The 26,209-nt window shown below is 37.8% G+C and carries 16 protein-coding genes; 10 read left to right on the top strand and 6 right to left on the bottom strand.

What is annotated here, in order from left to right; genetic code table 11:
* The first annotated feature begins 8 nt into the window (after window positions 1–8).
* Window positions 9–983, top strand: a complete 975-nt coding sequence (locus HMPREF9456_RS07185) for an AAA family ATPase (protein ID WP_006842833.1) — start codon at window positions 9–11, stop codon at window positions 981–983.
* Complete coding sequence (locus HMPREF9456_RS07180) at window positions 947–2,314, top strand: DUF58 domain-containing protein (protein WP_006842832.1); 1,368 nt, start codon at window positions 947–949, stop codon at window positions 2,312–2,314. The genes HMPREF9456_RS07185 and HMPREF9456_RS07180 overlap by 37 nt, the downstream gene beginning before the upstream one ends.
* Window positions 2,315–2,361: 47 nt before the next feature.
* On the opposite strand, the gene hemW is transcribed toward HMPREF9456_RS07180, so the two are convergent.
* Together hemW and HMPREF9456_RS07170 are read right to left on the bottom strand one after the other, a co-directional pair.
* The gene (hemW, locus tag HMPREF9456_RS07175) at window positions 2,362–3,492 is read right to left on the bottom strand and encodes a radical SAM family heme chaperone HemW (protein WP_006842831.1); all 1,131 of its coding nucleotides are present in this window, start codon (window positions 3,490–3,492) and stop codon (window positions 2,362–2,364) included.
* 48 nt (window positions 3,493–3,540) lie between these two features.
* A complete protein-coding gene (locus HMPREF9456_RS07170; protein ID WP_006842830.1) occupies window positions 3,541–5,349 on the bottom strand; it encodes an AMP-dependent synthetase/ligase in 1,809 nt (602 codons plus the stop codon).
* A 224-nt stretch (window positions 5,350–5,573) separates the two neighbouring features.
* Between HMPREF9456_RS07170 and HMPREF9456_RS07165 the strand changes: the two genes are divergently transcribed.
* The 6 genes from HMPREF9456_RS07165 to HMPREF9456_RS07140 all read left to right on the top strand — a co-directional run bounded on the left by HMPREF9456_RS07165 (window position 5,574) and on the right by HMPREF9456_RS07140 (window position 13,991).
* A complete protein-coding gene (locus tag HMPREF9456_RS07165; protein WP_006842829.1) occupies window positions 5,574–7,091 on the top strand; it encodes an oligosaccharide flippase family protein in 1,518 nt (505 codons plus the stop codon).
* A 226-nt stretch (window positions 7,092–7,317) separates the two neighbouring features.
* Window positions 7,318–9,447, top strand: a complete 2,130-nt coding sequence (locus tag HMPREF9456_RS07160) for a S46 family peptidase (RefSeq protein WP_006842828.1) — start codon at window positions 7,318–7,320, stop codon at window positions 9,445–9,447.
* Between the two features lie 245 nt (window positions 9,448–9,692).
* Window positions 9,693–10,955, top strand: coding sequence for a carboxypeptidase-like regulatory domain-containing protein (locus tag HMPREF9456_RS07155; RefSeq protein WP_006842827.1), 1,263 nt, complete (start codon window positions 9,693–9,695; stop codon window positions 10,953–10,955).
* 51 nt (window positions 10,956–11,006) lie between these two features.
* Window positions 11,007–11,558 carry an RNA polymerase sigma-70 factor gene (locus tag HMPREF9456_RS07150; RefSeq protein ID WP_006842826.1) on the top strand — a complete coding sequence of 184 codons (552 nt, stop codon included), beginning with the start codon at window positions 11,007–11,009 and terminating at the stop codon, window positions 11,556–11,558.
* The gene (locus HMPREF9456_RS07145; RefSeq protein ID WP_006842825.1) at window positions 11,555–12,406 is read left to right on the top strand and encodes a FecR family protein; all 852 of its coding nucleotides are present in this window, start codon (window positions 11,555–11,557) and stop codon (window positions 12,404–12,406) included. The genes HMPREF9456_RS07150 and HMPREF9456_RS07145 overlap by 4 nt, the downstream gene beginning before the upstream one ends.
* 13 nt (window positions 12,407–12,419) lie before the next feature.
* Window positions 12,420–13,991 (top strand): carboxypeptidase-like regulatory domain-containing protein, encoded by a 1,572-nt coding sequence (locus HMPREF9456_RS07140; RefSeq protein WP_006842824.1) that lies wholly within the window; start codon window positions 12,420–12,422, stop codon window positions 13,989–13,991.
* Between the two features lie 38 nt (window positions 13,992–14,029).
* On the opposite strand, the gene HMPREF9456_RS07135 is transcribed toward HMPREF9456_RS07140, so the two are convergent.
* Entirely contained in the window at window positions 14,030–15,178 is a 1,149-nt protein-coding gene (locus tag HMPREF9456_RS07135) for an iron-containing alcohol dehydrogenase (protein WP_006842823.1), read from the bottom strand.
* Between the two features lie 75 nt (window positions 15,179–15,253).
* Complete coding sequence (locus HMPREF9456_RS07130) at window positions 15,254–17,671, bottom strand: TonB-dependent receptor (RefSeq protein WP_018074841.1); 2,418 nt, start codon at window positions 17,669–17,671, stop codon at window positions 15,254–15,256.
* Between the two features lie 558 nt (window positions 17,672–18,229).
* On the opposite strand from HMPREF9456_RS07130, the gene dnaE reads away from it, so the two are divergent.
* The gene (dnaE, locus tag HMPREF9456_RS07125; protein ID WP_006842821.1) at window positions 18,230–21,979 is read left to right on the top strand and encodes a DNA polymerase III subunit alpha; all 3,750 of its coding nucleotides are present in this window, start codon (window positions 18,230–18,232) and stop codon (window positions 21,977–21,979) included.
* 93 nt (window positions 21,980–22,072) lie between these two features.
* Window positions 22,073–22,390, top strand: coding sequence for a thioredoxin (gene trxA / locus HMPREF9456_RS07120; RefSeq protein WP_006842820.1), 318 nt, complete (start codon window positions 22,073–22,075; stop codon window positions 22,388–22,390).
* A gap of 136 nt (window positions 22,391–22,526) precedes the next feature.
* Here trxA and HMPREF9456_RS07115 read toward each other — a convergent pair whose 3' ends face one another.
* Window positions 22,527–25,331: a M16 family metallopeptidase gene (locus HMPREF9456_RS07115; RefSeq protein WP_006842819.1), complete on the bottom strand. Its 2,805-nt coding sequence runs from the start codon at window positions 25,329–25,331 to the stop codon at window positions 22,527–22,529.
* 19 nt (window positions 25,332–25,350) lie between these two features.
* Window positions 25,351–26,208 carry an endonuclease/exonuclease/phosphatase family protein gene (locus HMPREF9456_RS07110; protein WP_006842818.1) on the bottom strand — a complete coding sequence of 286 codons (858 nt, stop codon included), beginning with the start codon at window positions 26,206–26,208 and terminating at the stop codon, window positions 25,351–25,353.
* Window position 26,209: the final 1 nt, after the last annotated feature.

The raw sequence follows: 26,209 nt of genomic DNA, 5'->3' as shown, positions 1-26,209 counted from the left end.
TAAAATATATGTCGGATTTAGAATTTCAATCAAGGATAGATTTTTCCGAATTGAGCCAAAGTGTTCAGGAGATAAAAAACGAAATTGGACGTGTTGTTGTTGGACAGCATCAGTTGATAGAGCAAATGATAATTGCTATCTTGGCAAATGGTCATGTATTGGTAGAAGGGGTTCCCGGTGTTGCTAAAACTTTATCTGCAAAACTTCTGGCAAAGACTATCGATGTTGCTTTCAGCCGTATACAGTTCACGCCGGATCTTATGCCTTCGGACGTATTGGGGACAAGCATCTTTTTGCCGGGGTCTGCCAAGTTTGAGTTTAAGAAAGGGCCTATCTTTTCTAATATTGTGCTGATTGATGAAATAAACCGATCTCCGGCAAAGACTCAGGCTGCACTCTTCGAGGTGATGGAAGAACGTCAGGTTACAAATGATGGAACAACATATAAAATGAACTATCCATTTCTTGTAATGGCCACTCAAAACCCGATAGAGCAGGAGGGGACATATCGTTTGCCCGAAGCTCAATTAGACCGCTTTTTGTTCAAAATCGTAGTCGATTATCCGAATATTGTAGATGAGATAAATATCTTGGACAGGCAAAACCGAGGTGAACTATCTCCTGAAATAGGTATTCGTCCGGTCTTAACAGCAGAGAAACTGAAGTCTTTGCGCTCAGCAGTAGATAAAGTGCTGGTTGAACATCAACTATTAGAATATATCGCTCAGATTGTATCTGCTACACGTCAGAGCCCATGGATAACGCTTGGGGCTTCGCCTCGTGCATCGCTTGCAATACTGAACGCTTCAAAAGCTTTGGCAGCAATTCGAGGACGCGATTTTATTACGCCTGACGATATCAAGGAAGTTGCTGTGCCTGTACTTAGACACAGGATTTTATTAACACCCGAAAAAGAAATGGACGGTACATCTACCGATACAATTATATGTCAACTGATAGACAAAGTGGAAGTTCCCCGATAAAATGGCTTTTTAAGAGTTTCTATCTCTCAAACCGTTTTTTCTTCACACTGGCTTTGTGTGTGTTGGGATACTTCGTATCTTATATTTTCGAGGCCTCACTTTTCATCATGACTGTGGTGATAAGCGTATTGGCTGTATTCTTATTGTTGGATACATTTTCTCTTTATCGACAGAAAAGAGGGATAGACGCTTTCCGTAATTGTCCCGAAAGGTTATCGAACGGTGATGTAAATACAATCTCACTTTCCGTATCCAATAAATACCCATTCAGGGTTGCAATCAAAATTATAGAAGAAGTACCTTTTCAGTTTCAAAAAAGAGATCTGACCTTTAGTACTTCGATAGGTGTACGCAAATCGGAAGTTTTGTACTACGATCTTCGTCCCACCGAAAGGGGAGTGTATCAATTCGGAGCAATAAACGTTTATGTGGCGGGACTCTTGGGGCTTGTTACACGACGTTATATATTTGACGAAAATAAAGATGTTGCCGTATATCCGTCTTTCCTCGAGATGCACAAGTATGAATTATTGGCAGCATCGCATCGCCTTACAGACTATGGTATTAAGAAAATACGACGCATAGGGCATGCTACCGAATTTGATCATATCAAACATTATGTATTGGGTGACGACCCTCGTACAATTAATTATAAGGCAACTGCTCGTATGAGCCAGCTGATGGTAAATACCTATCAGGAAGAGAAATCACAACCTGTATATTGCTTGATCGACAAAGGGCGTACGATGAAAATGCCATTCAACGGGTTGACGCTGTTGGATTATGCGATCAATACCACATTGATGGTAAGTACCACAGCACTGAATAAGGGTGATAAAGCCGGACTGATAACCTTCTCGAAGAATGTAGATGAAATACTTCCGGCAGATAGGCAACGCCGTCAACGAGTAAAGATTTTGGAAACGTTGTATGCGCAGAAAACAGATTTTAAAGAGTCTGATTATGAGCGATTGTACGCTACTGTCCGCCGTAAATTGTCGCAACGCAGTCTGATTGTTTTGTTTACAAACTTTGAGACTGTAAATGGAATGCGTCGCCAGTTGAAATATCTCAGCCACATGGCCAAAGATCATTTGGTGCTGGTTGCATTTTTCTTGAATTCTGAATTCAACGAGGTGTTGGAGTCTTCTCCTGCGGGATTGGAAGATATATTCAGGAAAGGAATGGCGGAAAAGCTATGGAATGACAAATACCTGATTGTAAAAGAACTCAATAGATATGGAATTCATACGATTCTCTCAAAACCAGAAAACCTTACTATCAATTCTATAAATAAATATCTTGAATTCAAATCAAGAGGGTTGATTTAATCTTCTTAAATGTTACCGCTAGATAAAACCTTTGTAGAAACTCTGAATTATACCCACATCAGGTCACTCATTATACCATCAGATATAAAGATTCCTTGTCGGGTTAATTTTAAGATATTATCCTTTTCGGTTAAGAAACCTTGATCGAGATATTTTCGTGCGTTTTTCAAGCAGAATGCTTTCATTTTAGTGCCAAAAAGGGATTCGAGTTCAGACAGGTTTACTCCCCATTTGGTACGCATACCTGTTAAAATAAAATCGTTGTATTTTGTGTTTTCATCTAATGCCTCAATTTCCAGATTTGGATTTTCAGTCCTTATCCCTTCTATATACTTTGATATAGAGGCAACGTTCCACGAGCGGTTTTGCCCATCATAAGAGTGTGCAGCAGGACCTAGTCCCAGATACTTTTTCCCAAGCCAATAGGAGCTGTTATGCTTTGAGTATAATCCGTGGCGGGCAAAATTAGAGATCTCATAATGATCAAACCCCGCAGCGGTAAGTTTTTCTATCATTCGTGAAAACATATCTACACTCAGATCTTCGTCAACAGGATTTACATCTCCCATTTTGAATAGACGATAGAGTCTTGTGCCCTGTTCATAGATCAAATGATAAGATGAAATATGCTGTACATCGAGAGCTATTGCTTCTTCGAGGTTTCTTTCCCATATCTGCATTGTCTGGTTGGGTAAACCATACATTAGGTCTATGCTGATATTGTTATAGCCTAGCGATTGGCACATCCTGACAGCTTCTTTTGCTTTATCGGCAGAATGCCTGCGCTTCAAGAATTTGAGCTCTTCATCGTCAAAACTTTGAATTCCTATGCTCAGGCGATTGAACGGTAATTTTTCTTTGAGGGTTGCTAAATAATGAGCTGAGAGATCATCAGGATTAGCTTCCATTGTTATCTCAGCATCGGGAGCTATCCTGAATTCATGGTGTAAAGTTTCAAATATGCGGAGGAAGTCACTCTCAGATAACTGAGATGGAGTACCTCCTCCAAAATATACGGTCTTTACATCTTCGTCTCCAATGTAGTTTTTACGTAGCTTTATCTCTTCACAAAGAGCCGAAACATAGTCATACTTCGGAGACATATCTGTGCGTGTGTAGAAGTCACAATATATGCACCTTGTCTTACAAAAAGGAACATGAATATAAATTCCGGCCATTACGTAATTTTAAGCTATTCGAAAGGATTGATTAGTTATTAGCTAATATTATTCTTTATACATTTTGTCGATAATATCCTTATACTTTTCTGCTACAAATTTACGTTTTATTTTTAGCGTATTGGTCAATTCACCACCTTCCATCGTAAATGGCTCGGCCAGTAGCCTGTATTTTTTTATCTTTTCGTATGGAGCAAAATGAGCTTGTAAGAGTTCTATTCGTCCGTCTAGCATACGGAGGATGTCTACATTAGAAAACAAGTCCTCTACTTTGTCATATTTTATTTGGTGCTCATTTGCATACTCTTCCAGTGCTTTATAGTCTGGAACAATAAGTGCACTCACAAATTTACGCTCGTCGGCTATAACCGCAATCATATCGATAAACTTGTCTTCGGCTACCCGTGTCTCTATAGCCTGAGGTGCGATATATTTTCCGTTAGCTGTCTTAAACAGGTCTTTGATGCGTTCGGTAATGTACAACACTCCATTTTCCATTTTCCCAGCATCTCCTGTACGGAAGAAGCCGTCTTCGGTGAAAACTTTAGCTGTTTCCTCTGGTTTGTTGTAGTATTCACGCATCACCGTTTTTCCTTTTACAAGAATCTCGTTGTTCGTTTCATCAATCTTCACCTCAACTTCAGGCATTACGCTGCCAATAGACCCAATAACAAATTCTTTGTCAGGATAGAAGCTTACGGTAGCCGTTGTTTCTGTGAGACCGTAACCTACAATTATTGGAATATTTACCGAGTGTAAAAACTCAATTATCGAGTCAGACAATGGAGCTCCTGCACATGGGAATATGTTTCCCTTCTCAATACCGATAACCAGCTTAAGGACAAAAAATATAGTATTGTTATATAAAGCAAACTTTATACGAGTACCAAGTGGTGCTCGTAGATTTTTATTTTTAAAGTCCAGATTATATCTTTTACCTGTCTTGATGGCATCGGTATATAGCCATTTCATCAGACCTTTGGAGCTCGATATTTTTTCGTGAACACCTGCATACACTTTTTCCCAGAATCGGGGAACACTACACATGATAGTGGGATGAACCTGCTTTATTGATTTTTGTATTTCCTTTGCGTCTTGATTAATAGCAATGGTCATTCCCTTATGGATAGTATAATACGTCCATGCCCGTTCAAAAATATGTGCTAACGGAAGGAAATTCATCGACAAGTCTTTATTCGAAGTCATAGGCAGACGCATGTCGTGAATACGGAAGACCTGAGAGAAACAGGAATGTGGTAATACTACTCCTTTCGGTTCGCCGGTTGTACCCGAAGTATATATAATACAAGCTATATCATCTTCTCTCCTCGATTTAAGGCGTACTCGCACGATAACCTCTGTGTGTGAATTTTCACCGGTGGCAATAAAATCATCAAAATAGACAGAAGTCTTATCATCGGGATGGAATTTCACATTATTATCGAATACAACAATTTTCTTTAATGCAGGCGAATTTTGTTGCACTTTAAATGCATTATTATATTGGAACTGCTCTCCGGCGAACAGTAATTGTATACTGGCATCCTTTACTATATATTCTACTTGCGACGGTGATGATGTTGCATAGATAGGTACTGAAATACAGCGGTTGGCAAAAGTACCGAAATCCGCAAAAAGATATTGCGGCATATTCTGAGAATACACAGCGATCCTTGAGCCTTCTTCTACACCCATTTCAGCCATAGCCCAGGCTGTTTTCATTACATTGTCGGAAAACTTATTCCATGAAATATTCTTCCATTTTTTTTCGTACGGGTTTCTATATTTCAGAGCTGTTCTCTTACCATACCTGATAGCCTGACGATGTACCAATATAGACAGATGATAATAATTCATTTGGACTTCCTTTTTTATTTGTTATTATCACAAAGGTAATTTATAATATTAAGAAATTATTATTTAATTTCACTTTTTATAGTTGCCTAGGCATCTATTGTGGCCGCAATCAAGGGGTTAAGTGATGTGTCTTGAGGGGTAAAAATCTGCAATTAACTCGCAGGTGATAAAATACAACTCATGATTTATTTTTACTACTTTTGTAGCCAACTAAATATATCTATATGGCAGGGAGTGGAATGAAGAGCTTAGCAAAAGATACTGCAATCTATGGATTGAGTAGTATTGTTGGCCGCATATTTAATTGGTTGCTTGTTCCTTTACACACTTATATTTTTACTGATACTATCGAGTATGGTAAGGTAAGCTATATATACGGCTACACTGCGTTGTTCATGGTTTTGCTGACTTACGGCATGGAAACCGGATTTTTCCGCTTTATGAACAAGAAAGAAGAGAATCCGGATAAAGTATATGCTACATCTTTAATCTCATTAGCTACAACATCTCTGCTGTTTATTCTATTTTGCTTTTCCTTCATCAATCCTATTTCGTCATGGATGGAATATACCGAACACAAGGAACATATCTGGATGATGGCTATTGGAGTGGCACTGGATGCTTTTATGACAATTCCTTTTGCCTATTTGCGTTATCAGAAAAGACCGATTCGGTTTGCTACATTGAAGCTTACGTTTATAGGGTTTAATATATTTTTCAATCTTTTGTTTTTGGTTCTATGTCCTTGGCTATACAAAAATTATCCGGACCTGGCTATTAATAAATTCTTTCATCCCGAGATCGGTATTGGATACATCTTTTTAGCAAACTTGCTTTCTAGCTTGGTGGTATTGATACTATTGATACCGACAACAATGAAGAATGTGAAGCTCCAGTTTGATAATGCTCTGATCAGACGTATGCTGATATACTCATTCCCTCTTTTAATATTGGGGCTGGCAGGAGTTATAAATCAGACTGTAGCGCAATTGACTTATCCTTTTTTATTTGATAATCCCGATGAAGCTTTCAGCCAATTAGGTATATACAATGCTTGCCTTAAGATAACGGTTATTATAACGATGTTTACTCAGGCATTCAGGTATGCTTACGAACCGTTCTTCTTTAGTAAAGATAAAGAAAACAGCAGTACAAAACCTTACGCCGATGCAATGAAGTATTTTGTAATATTTGCATTGCTCGTTTTTCTGGCTGTTATGTTCTATCTTGATATATTGAAATATATAGTCAGCAAAAACTATACAGTAGGAACTGTCATTGTTCCTATTGCGATGATGGGTGAAATATTTTTTGGGATGTACTTCAATCTTTCGGTATGGTATAAGCTAACCGATAAAACAAAATACGGAGCCTATTTTTCTGTATTCGGGTGTATCCTTCAGGTTGCGATCAATATAATCTTTGTTCCTATTTATGGTTATATTGCCAGTGCATGGGCTACGCTGATTTGTAACCTGATTATAATGAGTATATCTTATTTTATAGGACAAAAATATTATCCGATAAAATATGACCTGAAGCGCATTTTCTTATACTTTGCTTTGGCTGTCGTATTTTACATTGCTGCCATGTATCCACAGATAGATAACGAAATCTTACGACTGGCATATCGTACCGTATTCCTTGTTATATTTACAGCGGTTATAATAAAGAAAGATTTACCATTAAAAGAGATTCCTATCATTGGTAAATATATCAACAACAATAAAAAAAATAAGTGACACTTTCTTATTTCATCGTGTTGTGAAAATTAAATATAATTATCTGTATATAAGCGGGATGTGTGCTATATAAGGAATAAAAGGTTACACTAAAAAAAGTAGATAAAAACTGTTACTTTTGTTACTTTTTTTGATGTATCTTTCATTTAGATAGTTGATTATGTAAATGTGGGTTAAAGGCTATTTAATTATAAAATATATCATTAATTAATAATAACTAAAAACGATGAGAAAACTATTTTTAATATTAGCAATTTTCCTTACTGTTGCCGGAGTAAAGGCTGACGAAGGAATGTGGCTATTAAAAGAACTCAACAGGCAGAGTGCTGCCCGCATGAAAGAGCTGGGATTTAAGTTCCCTATTGATAGCATATACAGCGAGACTAACCCTTCGCTGAAAGATGCTGTAGTTATTTTCGGTAGAGGCTGTACCGGAGTATCGGTATCTCGTCAAGGGCTGATATTCACCAATCATCACTGCGGATACGATGCAATACAAAAGCTAAGTTCTGTAGACCATGATTATCTGAAAGACGGTTTTGTAAGCCAGTCATTTCAAGAAGAATTACCAGCAGAAGGTTTGACTGTTGCTTTTCTACAGAAGACCGAAGACATTACAGATTTTGTAACGTCTACATTATTACCTACAGATAGCGAGAATGTACGTGAAGAGAAAATAGATTCTTTGTCGCAAGTATATCTTGAAAAGTATAAAGACAATAAGTTTCTTAGAGCGCAAGTAATTCCTTTCTATACACACAACAAATACTATGTTGTTGTATACGAAGTATTCAGAGACGTAAGGCTTGTATTCACTCCGCCATCTTCTGTAGGGAAATTTGGTGGTGAAACAGACAACTGGATGTGGCCTCGCCATACGGGCGACTTCTCTGTATTCCGTGTGTATGCTAACAAAGACAATGGTGCAGCAGAATATAGTGCAGATAATGTGCCTTACAAACCTAAATATTCAGTTCCTGTTTCTCTAAAGGGTTACAAAGAGAACGACTATGCCATGACGATTGGATATCCGGGAAGTACCGAACGCTATATGACATCGTGGGGTATCAGCCAAATGGTAGAATCGGAACACAAACCTCGTATTGAAGTGCGTGGAGCAAAACAGGATATCTGGAGAAAAGATATGAACGCAAGCGATGCTATTCGTATCAAATATGCTTCTAAATATGCAGGAAGCTCCAACTACTGGAAGAATGCTATGGGGATGAACGAAGCTATTGCTAAACTTGACGTTATAAAAGATAAAGAACAGCTTGAGGCAAAATTTGCACAATGGGCTGCTTCAAAACCGGCATTGCAAGCAAAATACGGGGATGCTCTTACGCTAGTGAAAGAAGGGTATACTGAAACAATGGAAACATCTAAAATTCAGACATATCTGTACGAAACATTCTTTAATGGGATTGAAATTATCCGCTATGCAAATACGGCACTCCTTGTAAATAGAATGGATCCTGACAAAAATAAAGGTGAAGAATTCACTAAACGTTTAGCTCCGCTTTATAAAGATTATGAGCCGGCTCTCGATCGTAAAGTAATGCCTGCATTACTAAAGATATATGCGGAAAGAGTTCCTGCTGAATACTTGCCTTCGGTATATACAAAGATTGCAGATGAATTTGGTGGAGACTATGATAAATTTGCAGAGTGGTTTTATAACAATACTAAATTTACCAATTTGGAAGCTGCTACAGCTCTAATAAGCAGTGAAGATCAGGAGGCAATCAATAATGACCCTGCAATTGCATTCGCTCAATCTTTAGAACCATGCTTAAACATGTTACGTCAGTCTTCTGCACCTTATTATCCTCAGATAGATAAAGGCAGTCGTCTGTTTATGGCGGGATTAATGGAGATGGAGCCGAATAAAGCATTTTATTCAGATGCTAACTTCACTCAACGTTTGAGCTATGGCTCTGTGGGAGGATACAAGCCTGCCGATGCGGTTACTTACGACTATTATTCAACATCTCAAGGTGTATTGAATAAACAAGTCCCTAACGATCCTGAATTCGGTGTGCAACAATATATATTGGACGATTTGGCAAGTAAGGACTTTGGACAATATGCAAACAAAGCGGATGGAAAAATGTATGTTAACTTCTTGTCGAACAACGATATCACAGGAGGGAACTCAGGTAGCCCTGTATTTAATGGAAACGCAGAACTAATCGGACTTGCTTTTGATGGTAACTGGGAATCGCTGAGTGGTGACATCTTGTTCGAACCAGAGTTGCAACGTACAATCAGTGTAGACATACGTTATGTACTTTATATAATAGATAAGGTAATGAACTGTCCTCGTCTTATCAACGAGCTGAAAGTGTCAAAATAAAAATATAAGAATATAAGGAAAACAAAGGCTTGTGATTTTATTATCACAAGCTTTTGTTGTGTAAATAGCAGATTGTTAGTTGTTTGCTGTTTGTTTTGTGTCGTTTTATTGATATTCAGATCTCTTTAGGACTAAACTTTCATTCATTAAATGTTAAATATCTGATAAAAGATAGGGTTTTCATTTTTTGAACGATCATAATAGTACAACCGGTTTTATTAATCATCATTAAAAACAATATAGCCATGAGAACTAAATGTTTAAAATTCATACAAACTGTATTTACAGTCCTTATAATTTGGAGTGTAGCACTTCCAACTTATTCGGCCAAAGATCCAGGGTATATTACAATAACCGGAGTAGTGAAGGATATAAAGTCAAAGAAGACTCTTGAATATGTGAGTATATCTGTTCCCGGAACCGGCATCGGTACGATATCGAATGCTGATGGAGGATTTACCATCAAGGTCAGAGATTCCCTGAATCTTAAAACAATAGAAGTTTCCCACATAGGTTACTTCAACCAGCGAGTACCTTTGTCGGATCAGGATATGAGTAATATTACGATCTTCCTTACACGTAATGAGAACAGATTGAAAGAAGTCGTTGTGGAATCTACTGATCCGTTGCAGTTGGTAGAAAAAGCCATAGATAAGATAGGCGATAACAATAGTTTGATGACAAACCTTTTAACCGGGTTCTATCGTGAAACTATACAGAAAAGACGAAGCTATATAAACATCTCCGAGGCTGTTATAGATATCTACAAGACCCCATATACTGAATCGGATGCAGGAGACAGAGTACAAGTATTAAAAGGAAGGAAACTACTCAGTCCAAAACCCGGCGATACTTTGCTTGTTAAATTTATAGGAGGTCCCAACTTGTCTACTTACTTGGATATTGTAAAGAATAGAGATATAATGTTAGATAAAGCGTCTCTTCATTACTATAAGTACAAGATGGAAAATAGTGTAATGATAAACGAACGTCTTCATTATGTGATAAGTTTCGAGCCTCAGGTTATTATGCCTTACGCCCTGTTTTATGGTAACTTGTACATTGATCAGGAAACATTAGCTTTTTCACGGGCAGAGTTTAACTTGAGTATGGACGACCGTAATAAGGTTACACAGGCCATTCTTCGTAAAAAACCATTCAGATTGCATTTCAAACCTGAAGAGGTAGCCTATTTGGTTACTTATAAGCAGCAGAATGGGAAAAGCTATCTGAATTATGTTCGCAACGAAGTCCGTTTCAAATGTGACTATAAGCGTAGGCTGTTCTCTACCAACTATACAATTATATCAGAGATGGTTGTTACCGACAGACAAGAAAATAATATAGCTAAAATTCCGGCTAGAGAAGCATTTAGCGACAGATATTCGTTATCAGACAAAGTGAGTAACTTCTATGATGCCAACTTCTGGGAGGGCTATAACATTATAGAACCTACAGAGTCGCTTGAATCGGCAGTAAATAAATTAAAGAAACAACAAAGTAACTGATAAATTCGTTATGATTTATTATATTTGGTCTTACTTGTGATTGTACTTATTATGCTGAACGATGTGCTTATATTCAAGAAGATAAAGTGTGGTGATATAGAAACCTTCGAACAGGTTTTTCGCCAGTACTATCTGCCTTTATACATGTACTCGTTTGGCATAATTGGTCGTAAAGATGCAGCCGAAGAGATTGTTCAGGAATTATTTTATGTATTGTGGCGCGACCGAGAATCTTTGAATATTGTCCGTTCGATGAAGAGTTATTTATATGGAGCAGTACGTAACCAGTCGCTTCAATATTTCGAACATCAGTACGTAAAAGAACGTCACCGCGAAAATGTATTAAGCAGGAAGCTTGAAGCATCGGAAACGACAGCGCAAGAACAGATTGAATATAAAGAACTGCAGAATATTATAAATCGTACGCTGGAACAGTTACCGGAGCGACGACTACGCATTTTTAGAATGCACCGGATGGAAGGTCGTAAATATAAAGAAATTGCACAATTGCTTTCTGTGTCAATAAAAACGGTAGAGGCAGAAATGACAAAAGCATATCAGATATTAAGACAGGAAATAGAAAAATATACACACGCATCATGAATTTGAAAGAAACAAATAATAAGATTACAGATCAGGCTTGGGATCGCCTTTATATGCGGCTCGATCGTGACGGATTGCTGCCGGAGAATAAAGTAGTGAAAAAAGCAAGCATACGTACATCTTTGGTAAGATGGGGGGCTGTGGCTGCAATTTTATGTATTTGTGCCATTTCTGTATTCGTTATATGGGGACAAAAGACTAGTCACAATGAAATGTTGACAATAAATAACGAAAAGGATGCTCCAACTCTGATCTCTACTTTAGAAGATGGATCGGTAGTATATCTCTCAGATCAAGCATCTTTGCAGTATCCGAATCGTTTTTCGGATGATAAACGAGAGGTTGTTTTGGAGGGAAATGCATTTTTTGATATCAGTCGAAATCCAAGTAAGCCATTTGTCATTGAAACTCAGCAAACGATTATTGAGGTATTGGGCACTTCATTTAATGTGAAGAGTGAAAATAAAAATTCATTTTCGTTATCAGTACGGCGTGGAGAAGTAAGAGTCACTTCAAAATTGAACGGGCAGAAAGTAAATGTAAGGGCTGGAGAAACAGCTCTTTTGGAATCTGATAATCTACATAAGGTTAAAACCACAGATGTTTCACAGTTTGAATCGTACCTCAAAAGGGTTCATTTTAAAGATCAGCGATTGTCGGATATTGTGAGGGTTATAAATATGAACTCCGATGCAGAGCAGCTAACAGTGTCACCCGAACTGCAAGATCGTATACTGACAGTTACCTTTTCGGGTGATACTCCATCCACAATGGCCCAACTCATCTGTATGGCTCTTAATTTGCAGTTTAAACAGCAAGATAATGTGATATCTATATCACAGAAATAATATATTAACCGCCATGAAATATACGGCTGAAAATACCTTTCATCGTATTCTTGTATCGTTATTGCTAATGATGGTAGCAGTGATTTTACAGGCAGATGATGGCGCAGTGCTAAATCGGAAGATACAATTACCAAAAAGTAAAGAGAGTGTATATAAACTGCTGAGGCAAGTATCCGACAAGTCGGGTTATTTATTTATCTATGATAGCCAGATAATAGACAATGATAAGAAGGTTAAGATTGCAAAAGGCGAATATACATTGCGGGAAGCCATATATGCGATCACCGGGAATAATCAACTAAAGATTTCTGTTGTAGGAAATCATATTTTATTACAAGTTACAGATCGGATAAAGACACATGCCGTAATCTCCATAGAAAAGGTAGATAGTGTAGAGAAAAAGTTCTTTACATTTAGTGGTGCAATATACGACCAGATTACGGAAGAACCATTAGCTTATAGCGCAGTAGGAATCAGCAACTCAACAATAGGAACGATTTCTAATCAGGATGGAGAATTCAAATTAATATTGCCTGATTCTCTTCGTCATTCGAAGGTAAAGTTTACACATGTAGGTTACGAAAGTCAGGAAGTGGAAGTGGGACTATTGGCCGGACAGCATATTCGTTTTGTCCTTGAGCCTAGAATAATACCATTGCAAGAGGTGGTAATTAGAGCAGTTGAGCCTCAAGAAGAGGTTAACCGTATGCTCGAGAATCGTAAGAATAACTACTCAACCTCGCCTGTTTATCTTACAACCTTCTACAGAGAAGGTATAGACCATAAAAAAAACAATATAGATGTTACTGAGGCCGTGCTTAAAATCTATAAGACCGGTTATGATGTAAATGCAAATCTTGATCAGGTAAAACTTATAAAGATGCGCCGTATTAAGAATATTCAGGAAAATGATACAATCTTTACAAAAATGAAATCCGGTATTAATTCTTGTCTGATATTGGATTTGGTGAAGAACTTACCTGATTTTTTGAAGCCTGAAGAGCAAAATAAATATGAGTATGGGCATACAGATATTACAGTTGTAGATGGCAGAAGGGTGAATATTATTTCATTCTGTCAGAAAGAATATATCGATGAACCTTTGTTTAAAGGACAATTGTTTATTGACGCAGAGAATTATGCATTGATAGAAGCTCATTTCGAGATCAATCCCAAGTTTGTGCAACAGGCTACAGATCTTTATGTTCGAAAAAAAAATAAGGATATTCGGCTAACATTACAACAGGCTCGGTACAATGTCTCGTATAAATTATCCAACGATGGTATTTATTATGTGAACCATATTCGCGGGGACCTGGAATTTAAGATGAAAAGAAAGCGAAAGCTTTTTAGCACACCATTATATCTGTGGTTCGAAATGGTAAACTGTATGGTAGATACAACGGATGTAAATGCCTTTGCCCGAAAGGAAAGAATACCTACTCAAAACATATTCTCAGATACTAAGTATCAGTATGACAGAAATTTTTGGGGTAACTTTAATGTAATATTGCCGGAAGAAAAGCTAAAAGAATTAATAATAAATAATTTAAGCGAGGTTTCCGAAGATCAGATTATAAAATAAGCCGATATAATTATCGGCTTACTTTCTATATTTCCGGCTTATTTTCTTAAAGTCAAAATGTCTTTGATTACATCAGCAGTAATGTTGTGACATTCACCGAGTTTCCATCCACGGTTTCCTAATCGCTCCGCTACTTTATCTATAGCCTCATCGCCCAATCCGTAGTCTGACAGATGAGTTTTTACACCCACCGATTCGAAGAAGTCTTCCACTGCTTTAATCGTTCTATCTATAGCATCGTTTCCTTGGATGCCAAATACCTCTTTTCCTAGACGTGTGATCTTTTTTCCTTTCTGATCTTTTAGTACTGTCATTACTCCCGGCAATACAATAGCAAGGGTTTGGGCATGATCAAGTCCATAGAAAGCTGTAAGTTCATGTCCGATCATGTGAGTAGCCCAGTCTTCGGGTACACCGCAGGCAATCCAGCCATTCAGTGCCCATGTTGAGGCCCACATCAGATTAGCACGAACATCATAGCTATTTGGTTCTTTCAGTGCTTTAGGTCCTTCTTCTACCAATGTTTTTACAATAGCTTCAGCCATATTGTCTTGCAGCAAAGAATTACCTTCGTTATATGTCAGGTATTGCTCCATAACATGTACAAAAGCATCTACAACACCGTTCCCTGTTTGGCGGGCAGGTAATGAATATGTTACAGTCGGATCAAGTACAGAAAACTTAGGGTAGGTGAGGGGAGAACCAAATGCAAGTTTTTCTTGAGTTTCGGCACGGGTTATTACAGCTCCGCTATTCATTTCTGATCCTGTAGCAGGCAATGTAATAATGTCTCCAAAAGGCATAGCTTTCTTTACTTTGCTGCCTTTAGACAGTATCTGCCAAGGATCACCCTCTTCGAAATAGACTGCGGCAGAAATGAACTTTGTAGCGTCAAGTACCGATCCACCGCCTACGGATAATATAAAATCGATACCCTTTTCTTTTATTACAGCTACAGCCTTCATGCAGGTTTCATAGTGTGGGTTTGGTTCTATTCCACCAAACTCATGCCACTCGTAACCGCTAAGAGCTTTTACTGCCTGATCGTAGACTCCGTTTTTCTTTATACTGCCTCCTCCGTAAGTCATCAATACTTTACTGCCCTGAGGTATTTCGTTTGTAATCTCTTTGATCATTCCTTCCCCGAATATGATCTTTACGGGATTTGCTAATGAAAAATTTTCCATAATCTGTTCGTTTTTGATTGATAGTAAAGTTATATTATTTAACCTTATATAATTGAATTCAATTTATTAAATAAGTTAAAATTCGATTAATAGTTTTGCGTTTACTTGGCGTCCTGTCAGATAATTTGGTACGGCATATTGATGATTGTAAATATCTGTAATCCAGTAATACGTATTTGTATTTTGCATGTCGAATATATTAAAGATATCTATTCCTAGCCAGATGTTTTTTAGTGCTTTACATAGCGAGTTTGTGTTGCGTATAGCAAAATCTTCGCCTAGTATTTGCCACAAAAAACTGATGTCAACACGCTTATATGCCGGTGTGCGGAAATATCCGTTTTCATACCCTTTGTATGGTGCAGATACGGGTAAGCCTTGCGACCACAGACCTCTAAGGCTCATTTTTAGGCGTTCATATCCCGGCATATAGTCCTGATAGAATAATGCAAAGTTGAAACGTTGATCTGTAGGCAGAGGAACTTTTATCCCGTCTATTTCCTGTTGCGTTTTCATTATACCCAGACTAATCCAACTATCTACACCCGGAATAAACTCTCCGTATAGCTTCATGTCCATCCCTAGAGCAAACCCTTTGGAACTATTTTCGCCAGAATAGCGTATTTTTACATTGTTTACAGTATATGGAATCAGATCAGATAGTTTTTTATAGTAGATCTCTCCTGATAACTTCAGCGGTGGAGAGTTATGTTCTCCCCCGCCTCCAAAATAATAGTCAGTGCCGAGTACGATATGAATCGATTTTTGTGATTTAATATCCTTATTTAGCTCGATAACATTATTACCATCTAGATTAACTGTTTTCTGGAATTCTTTGTAAAAAGGAGCCTGATAATAAATGCCTCCCGCTAGTCGTATCGAGAAATTTTCCATTCCGTTGGGCACAAAAGCTATAGCTCCACGTGGGCTTACTATCAGTTCTTCATTGAAAGTCCAATAGCTGGCTCTCAATCCGGCATTTATGATAAACAAGCCATTGTCTGTATTAAGTTTATAAGTGTCTTGTATATATCCGGAGAAACGAGAAGGCTTGATTTTATTATCTGCTTTCAGGTTCGAATATAAATTGACATCTATTCCTGTATTTGGTAGAGAGTAACCCGCAGAATCTCTCATTTCCCACTCTTTGATCTTATCTCTTACATTTTCTTGTTGATAAGTGAGCCCCCATTTCAAGAGGTTATTTCCTATCTTAAAGTCTCCGAAATGACTGATTGTATATACTTCCGATTTCACCTGATTGCGTGCATGTTCAATATAGCGTCCTATCCCCAACAGGGACGTCTCATCAAAGGTTTCATTTCCCTCTACTATGTTCTGCTCTTTCAATATATAATTGCCTTCTATATCATAACGTTCTCTTTCGTCAGAAGAGAATGTAGAGCCGGTGATACCTATATTTAAGTTTTCATTTATGCTACCTTTCAGCGTCAATGCTGCTTGGTAAGTAATAAACCTGTCCTTTTCCCATCCATCAAAGTATACGGTAAAGTTTCGAGGGATGGTAAGTGTCCCAAAACTAGTACTGCGTGTCTTGGGCGTATATTCATAAGTATTGTGCGAATAGTTTCCCAACATACTAACTTCCCATTTGGGCGACAAGTCGTACGTTATATATGTTTGAGCATCAATAAACGAAGGGTCGTATTCTGCTTTAGTATCGGAAGTGCTCAGTAAGGACTGAGTCGTTTTGTAACGAATTCCTGTAATCTGCGAGAATTTTCCTGTCGAATTACCGATATGAACACTTCCCCCTAGAAGTCCGGCAGAGGCAGACGCTTCAAACTCTTTAGGTTTTTTATATGTAATATCAAGAACTGATGACATCTTGTCTCCATACTCTGCACTATATCCTCCGGCAGAAAAACCGACGGTTTGCACCATGTCAGGATTTATAAAACTTAACCCTTCCTGCTGAGCTGAACGCACTAAGAGAGGGCGATAAATCTCATTTCCATTAACGTATACGATGTTTTCATCAAAGTTCCCTCCACGTACAGAGTATTGCGAACTCAGTTCGTTTGTAGAGCTTACTCCCCCCATAGTTGCGAGGAGAGATTCTATACTTCCCCAAGGGTTTGAAGCACGTTTGGTGGCCAAGTAGTCGACTCGCTCAATAACAGTGGTAACGGTTTGTTGCCCTTCTATCGTAACGGTTCCTAAAGTATTATTGTCTTCTTTTAATGTGATGTTCAGTACCAGATCACTTGTAGGTTTAGATATTATATATTGATGACGCTGATAGCCTATCAAAGAGAATATGATCTTAATCGAATCTTTAGGTTGTATAGATAATACATACTCGCCTCTGCCATTTGTTGTTACTCCGTTGCGGCTATTGATCTCAGAAACAGAAACCTGCTCCAAAACCTGTTTTTGCTGGTTGGTAACTTTTCCTGTGATTTTTATTTGCTGTGAATAAGCAAGAGAAGATATAAATATGAGAAGTAATAATATGTTTTTCTTGATCATACGGTCAGTTTTGTGCAAACAAATTTAGCTATATATTTTCTGTGTACCAATATATTGGTGATTATAAAACTACATTGGTGTGAATTTGATTTTCTGCGTTATTATAAATCGAACCTAGAAGTCCTAATATATAATGTTAGATGTAGAAAATGGTAAAATCCGGAGGATCTTACCATTTTCAAGTTTTGTAAAGTTTGTTAATTCAATGAGAATGTTCTAAGTTAAGGTTAGGAAGCTGTTAGTTTGATTTAGCTTCTGCTACAAAAATATATCAATAGATCTAATAAACTGTCAGTATTTATAATTTCTGACCACATGTTTTCCGTATGATGTTTTTAATTATTGTATTGTGTGTTTTAAAATATTTATTATTAGTTGTTTATGGCGTTTTGTGAATGCTCTGGTTTTATAACTGACAACCTGCATGTCTATATCTCGGTGACTACAAGGGCATAAAACCTAACGGATATTATTTGTTGAAAACTGATGCGTATTTTTGTGGTAAAGGCAGGCTATTTATAGTAACTTTACAAATTGTGAAAAAGCAAAGATTGAGATATGAATAATTTTGTACACTTACATGTTCACTCCCAATATTCACTGCTTGATGGTCAGGCTAGTATTCAAAAGCTAGTGGATAAAGCGGTTGGTGATGGAATGAAAGCCATTGCATTGACTGATCATGGCGCAATGTTTGGGATAAAAGAGTTTTTCAATTACGTAAAAAAGAAAAATTCGAAATATGATGCTGCTATTAAGGAATTAAAAACTGAGATAAAGAAATTAGAGGCAGATAAAGAATCAGACAACTCGATTCAGATAGGAGATTTAAAAACCAAAATAAAGGAACAAGAGGCTAAAAAGTTTAAACCTATTATAGGTTGCGAATGTTATGTTGCACGTCGAAGCAGACATCTGAAGGAAGGTAAACCGGATATGAGTGGTTGGCACTTGGTGGTTCTTGCCAAAAATCTGACCGGGTATAAAAATCTTATCAAAATGATTTCGTACGGATGGACAGAAGGCTATTATATGCGTCCTCGTATTGATAAAGAATTGCTCGAGAAATATCATGAAGGACTTATTATCTCTACAGCATGTCTTGGAGGTGAAGTATCTAAAAAGATTATGGCTGATGATATAGAAGAGGCTGAAAAAACCGTTCAGTGGTTTAAAAATCTCTTTGGTGAAGATTATTATCTCGAGTTGCAGAGACATAAAACAAACCGTCCCGACGCAAATGCTGAAGCATATCCTTTACAGGAAAAGGTAAATAAAGAACTGCTTCGTATCGGTGAAAAGTATGGGGTTAAGGTGATCGCAACAAATGATGTTCACTTTGTCGATGAGGAAGATGCCGATGCGCACGATCGACTAATCTGTTTGAGTACCGGGAAAGATTTTGACGATCCTAAACGGATGAGATATACAAAACAGGAATGGTTGAAAACAACAGCAGAGATGAATCAAATCTTTGCAGATCATCCTGAAGTATTGACCAATACACTTGAAATTGCGGATAAAGTTGAATTCTATTCCATAGACTCTGATGCATTGATGCCTTTCTTTACGATCGATGCTTCCTTTGGAACTGAAGAAGGGTATAAAATAATGTATTCCGAAGAAGACCTTATTCTCGAATTTGGAGAAAAAGCATATCACCGTTTGGGAGGGTATGATAAGGTTATTCGTATAAAATTGGAGTCAGACTATCTGCGACACCTTACAATCATAGGAGCAGATAAACGATACGGAAAAGATCGCAATCAGGAGATTGTAGAACGGCTCGATTTTGAATTGAATACGATGAAAACCATGGGATTCCCCGGATACTTCCTCATTGTTCAGGACTTTATTACAGCAGCACGTAGTATGGGAGTTGCTGTAGGCCCCGGACGTGGATCGGCTGCGGGTTCGGCGGTAGCTTATTGTTTAGGCATAACGGATATAGACCCTATTAAATATGATCTCCTGTTTGAGCGTTTCTTGAATCCCGACCGTATATCAATGCCCGATATAGATATCGACTTCGATGATGATGGGCGAGGCAAAGTATTGAAGTGGGTAACAGATAAATATGGACAAGAACGTGTGGCGCATATTATCACGTATGGAACTATGGCGACTAAGTCGGCTATCAAAGACGTTGCTCGAGTACAAAAACTGCCTTTGTCTGAATCTAATCGTCTTGCAAAGTTTGTTCCTGATCGTATTCCCGATAAGAAAAAAGTCACACTGCGTGATGCGATTGAATATGTTCCCGAGCTAAAAGAAGCTGCAAATAGCTATGATCCGATAATGCGTGATACTATAAAATATGCGCAGATGCTTGAGGGTAATGTTCGCAATACAGGTGTGCATGCCTGTGGTATCATCATCGGACAGCAGGCTATCTCAGATATTGTACCCGTTAGTACGGCCGAGGATAAGGAGACCGGCGAAAATATCTTGGTTACTCAGTATGAAGGTACTGTTATTGAAGAAACAGGACTTATCAAAATGGACTTCTTGGGGTTAAAAACTCTTTCGATTATAAAAGAAGCAATTGAAAATATCAAACATACAACAGGTAAAGATATCGATATAGACAGTATATCGTTGGAAGATCCTGTAACATATGAACTCTACAGTCAGGGAAAAACAACAGGTACATTCCAGTTCGAGTCTGCCGGCATGCAGAAATACCTGAAAGAGTTACAGCCATCTAAGTTTGAAGACCTGATTGCGATGAATGCTCTTTATCGACCGGGGCCGATGGATTACATCCCATCATTTATTGCCCGAAAGCATGGAAAGGAAGAAATCAGTTATGATATTCCGATAATGGAGCGTTATCTGAATGATACGTATGGTATTACAGTATATCAGGAACAGGTCATGTTACTTTCTCGTCTATTGGCAGATTTTACACGTGGACAATCCGATGAGCTACGTAAAGCCATGGGTAAAAAGCTTATAGATAAGATGAATGCCCTAAAGGAGAAGTTCATTGCCGGAGGAACAAAGAACGGGCATCAAAAGAAGACACTGGAAAAGATATGGGCCGACTGGGAGAAATTTGCTTCGTATGCATTTAATAAGTCTCATGCGACATGTTATTCTTGGGTTGCATATCAAACGGCTTGGTTGAAAGCAAACTATCCATCCGAATATATGGCTGCGGTTCTCTCTCGGAACTTATCCAATATTACGGAAATAACCAAGTTTATGGACGAATGCAAAGCCATGAACTTGAATGTTTTTGGACCTGATGTGAATGAGTCTTATCTTAAGTTTTCGGTGAACAAAGAAGGAGATATTCGCTTTGGTCTAGCAGCCGTTAAAGGTGTAGGAGAGGGGGCTGTAATGAATATCATAGAAGAAAGAAGAAATAATGGTCCGTTCAAAGATATTTTTGATTTTGTAGAGCGTGTGAATCTTAGTGCATGTAATAAGAAGAATATAGAATCTTTAGCTTTGGCCGGAGCTTTTGATAACTTTCAGGGAATGACGCGAGAACAATTCTTTGGAATGAATGGTAAAGGCGAGACATTTATAGATATGCTTATTCGTTACGGGAATAAGTTTCAGATAGATAAAAATCAAGCTGCAAACTCCCTGTTTGGAGACGATGCTTCGTTTGATATTGCACGTCCCGAAATTCCTAAGGTTGAGAAATGGTCAGATCTGGAACGTTTGAATAAAGAGCGGGAGCTGATCGGTATCTACTTATCAGCCCATCCCCTTGATGAATACAAGATTATCCTAAATTATGTATGTAATGTAGGTATGTCTGAAATAGAGGATAAAGATGCGTTAAAAAACAAAGAAGTTACTTTTGGGGGGATGGTCAGTGGTATGCGTGAGGGTATCACTAAAAATGGGAAGCCCTATATGATATTGCGTATAGAGGATTTTACAGGTAGTGGAGAGATACCTCTTTTTGGCGATGATTATATCAATTTTAGTAAATATGGCCGTCCCGGTTTATATGTATTTGTAAGGGGGCGTGTGCAAGGGCGTAAGTATGATGCAAATCAGATGGAGCTTAAGATTAACTCAATTCATTTGTTGCCGGACATAAAAGATACTTTGGTGGAAAAGATAACCATTACATTGCCCCTGCATGACATGAATACCCAGATGGTAGAAGAATTATCAACTTTAACTAAAAACAATCCGGGTAATTCATTGTTATATTTTGAAGTAGTAGACGGAGAGCGAAATATGAAAGTAGACTTGTTCTCACGAAGCTATAAAATAAATGTAAAACAGGAACTTATTGATTATCTGATAGAAAATGAAAGTTTTGTCTTTAAGGTAAATTGAAATTTTTATATCTAAAATAGATTATTTACCTTTGCACAGGAAAAAATAAAATAGACTTAATATATAAAATACATAAACAAATAGATAAAAATTATGGCTTTAGAAATTACAGATGCAAGTTTTGAGGATGTTCTAAAATCGGACAAGCCTGTCGTTATTGATTTTTGGGCAGAGTGGTGTGGCCCATGTCGTATGGTTGGCCCAATTGTTGAAGAATTGGCCGGTGAATATGCCGGTAAAGTAACCATTGGTAAGGTAGATGTGGATAACAATGACGAGATTACCTCTAAGTATGGTATTCGTAATATCCCTACTATACTTTTTATTAAAAATGGTGAAGTGGTTGATAAACAAGTTGGTGCAGCACAGAAATCTGTTTTAGTAGACAAAATTGAAAATCTATTGAAATAAATTCTGATTTTCATAGAGTGCAATAATGAATTACAGATATTGACAGTAATTTAGATATTGAAGATATAAATAAGAAAGCCGCCTGATATTTTCAGGCGGCTTTCTTTATTTTGAAGTGAATTTTAAAAGTCAGCTTTTATTTTTTGGGATTCATGATTACCTCTATATGATTCCCTTGAGATACCAATTGTTTAGTTAAAGCTTTGATATCATTTTTGGAAAGGGAGTTCACAAGAGTTAGATAATTTGAATGATTATCTTCTCCGTAGAAATATTTGGAACCTAATATGCCAACCCAATAGCCGTTTTGTTTTTCATCCTCTTGGAATTTCTTTACCATATATTCTTTTACTTTTAGGAAGTCAGCATCTTCCGGACCATTTTCTGCTATCTTATTTATTTCGCGGCTGATAATAGGAGTTATTGATGCTACTCTTTCGGGATCAGTATCAAAAGACATCTGCAATACACTCTGACCTACCGGAATGCGAGAGATCCAAGAGCGTACCCCAACGCCATACGTGCCGCCGGCTTCTTCTCTTACTGTACGTACATATACAATATCCAATATTTGTTTAAGTGCAGATAGTGCAATTTGATTTTTTTGCTCATAGTTCAGTGTTCCACTATACATTTCGAATGCAGATGTTTTTGGTGTTTTCATTTCTTGTTCGAAAACATTTTCAACCTGTCCTTTACGTATATTTGAATCTACATTTTTATATTTAGCATCTTTGTTTCCTGATGGTAGTGAAGCAAGGTATTGCTCTACCAAAGGTTTCAGAATAGCTTCGTCTACTGTACCCACAAAGTTGAAAACAAATGAACCCGGATTTGCATATATTTCTTTGTATATCTCAATAATACGATCGTAGTTCAACTTTTCTGCATCTTCTAACAACATAACTTGCATGCGAGGGTTGTCTCCATACATTGCTTTTGTTTTGTTGATATTCAAGATGAACGAAGGTTCGGAAGTTAAGTTCTTCAGCTGATTTTTGATCAAATCCATAATGTTGGAGTATGCGCCTTCGTCTTTACGTGGAGCGGTAAAATATAGATAAGTCAACTGAAGCATTGTTTCCAAATCCTTCATGTTTGAAGATCCATTGAACCCTTGTGTATAAGCCGATATACTATTGTTTACATTGGCAGATTTACCTGCCAATACTTTCTTTAGATCTGTAGAGCTGAAATTGCCAATACCGCCTACCGATGGAACCATTGAAGCCATATTTGCATTATAGATATCAGCGTCAGGAATTATAGAAGTTCCTCCATAAGCATGAGCAGACATTAGTATCTCGTCATCTTTAAAGTCCGTTTTTTTAATAACTACTTTCATGCCGTTCGATAGTGTCCATATGGTAGTCCCTAGGGTGTTGTCAGCTTCAGTCTTGACGATAGATCCCGGTTTTGGTAATTGGCTTACAAGAGGTTCGTTGGATACGGCTTCTTGGTATGCTGTAATATTTTCGGCTTCTACTTTCTTAAATACATTCAACAATTCTTCTGTTGTAGGATATACAAGTCCTTCTTTTTCAGGGCCTGTTACGGTAATCACAATATTCTTATCTGCAATCAATTGTTTTACAACAGCGTTTATTGCCTGAGCATTTATAAATGGAGCAAACTTCTTAACGAAATCATATTCGTATTCTATACCCGGTATGCCCTCATCGCTAGTAAAGCTTCTTACATATTCTTGAACGTATCTGTTGTTAAGCTCTTTATTTCTGTTGTTATACATATTTTCGTATTGTTCCAATAAGGTAGCCTTTGCTCTTTCTACTTCGGCATCGGTATATCCGAACCTTTTGATACGTTCGTTTTCTCTTATAAGACTCGCTAAAGTCTCATCAACTTTTCCTTCCTTACTTAGCGCAATAGTGGTCCATGCATCTTTTGTTTTTGATACAAAGAACTCTCCATCGTATGCGTAGGATGCTGCAAAGGGAGCATCTCCTTTTTGAGATATTTCCTCTAAGCGATCTGATAGCATATTCGAAGCAAGGCTTTTTATGAAGCTAATAATCAGACCTTCCTGAGTTTGTTTTGTCTCAGCAGGTATTACATCGTGCTTAATATACAGAGTAACTTGAGTTCTTACAGCCTCGGGGTCGGTAATAACAGATACAATTGGTTTATCATTATCCGGAACAGGGAAGTAAACTCTTTCTGCCGGATTTACCGGTTTAGGAATATCAGACCACATGGCTTTTATCTTAGCCTCTACTTCATCTACATTGATGTCTCCAACGATAACAATACCCTGCAAATCGGGACGATACCATTTGTGGTAGTAATCGCGTAATGTCTGATAAGGGAAATTTTCTACAATTTCCATTTTACCAATCGGCATACGGTCGGCATATTTACTTCCTTCGAAAATAACAGGTAGCTGCTTATCCCATATACGGTATTGAGCGCCGCTACGGGTACGCCATTCTTCTTTTATAACAAGTCTTTCTTCATCAATTTGCTCATCTTTCAGAGCGATAAATCCAGACCAGTCGTGCAATACCATCAAGCATGAATCAATGATGGCATCACGTACTACGGGAACATCATCCAGATTGTATACAGTTTCGTCAAATGAGGTGTATGCATTTACATTTGCCCCAAATTTAACTCCGATTGACTCCAGATAGTTTAACATAGTCTTTTTCCCCGGAAAGTTTTTTGACCCGTTGAAAGCCATGTGTTCAAGAAAGTGGGCTAATCCTGCCTGATTGTCTTCTTCCTGCATAGAACCTACCTTCTGAGCGATATAAAAGTTAGCTCGTTTCTCAGGGTAGGCGTTATGACGGATATAGTATGTAAGTCCGTTTTCTAACTTCCCATATCTAACCTGCGGATCGATAGGTAGTTTTTCCATTGTTTGTGCTTTGACAAGTCCGGCTATGGCTAGTAAAGCGATAAAAATAAAAGACTTCCTCATATTATTAATGTTTAAAGTGTTATTCTATAATTAGTTTAGAAAGTACCGCCTTATGATCGGAGACGAAAGTTCCGTTTAAGGTGTCGGGCAAGACTGCATAATCTTGTACCTTTATTTGTTTACTTACAAATATATAATCAATTAGAGGACGTTCGCTTTCAGCTAGTCTGCCAAAGTTATGGAATGTCCAGTCTGTACCTGATGTTTTTAGAGCAATCGTTTTACTGTCTAACAAGTGATTGGTCTTTGATGCATCTGTAATATTTTTAATCGCTTCCGATTGCGGAGTATCATTAAAGTCTCCTGTAAGTACTATCGGCAGACCTTTTCCCAGCTCTTCAGCTTTCTTTAATAGTAAGTTCCCGCCTTCTTTGCGGGCAATCGACCCATCGTTATCAAGGTGTGTATTAATAGCAAATATTTCTTTACCCGTAGCTTTTTCTTTTAGGATGGCCCATGTTGCCACACGTATGTATGATGCATCCCAACCCTTAGAACCTGCTAATTCTGGAGTTTCGCTTACCCAGAATGTGCCGGACTCTATAGCCGAGAATCTATCTTTTTTATAGAAAATAGGGCTGAATTCTCCTTTGTCTGCACCATCTTCACGTCCTACACCTATTGCTGTGTATTGCGGCAGGCGTTCTTTTAGGTCGTTCATCTGGTTCAATAAAACTTCTTGCATGCCGAGTATATCAACATCATTCATCCGAACCATTTCAGCGGCATTGTCTTTTCTGTATTGCCAGCTGTTAAGACTGTCGCTGGGAACATCCAAACGAATATTGAATGTCATAACATTCAGCTCTAAAGGTTTTGTTTTACAGGATGATATGAAAAGTAGAGAGGGTAGTAATAAGTAAATTAATTTTTTCATT

This window comes from Dysgonomonas mossii DSM 22836 (genome assembly GCF_000213575.1).
Lineage (GTDB): Bacteria > Bacteroidota > Bacteroidia > Bacteroidales > Dysgonomonadaceae > Dysgonomonas > Dysgonomonas mossii.
This window is presented reverse-complemented; position numbering and strand designations above follow the sequence as displayed.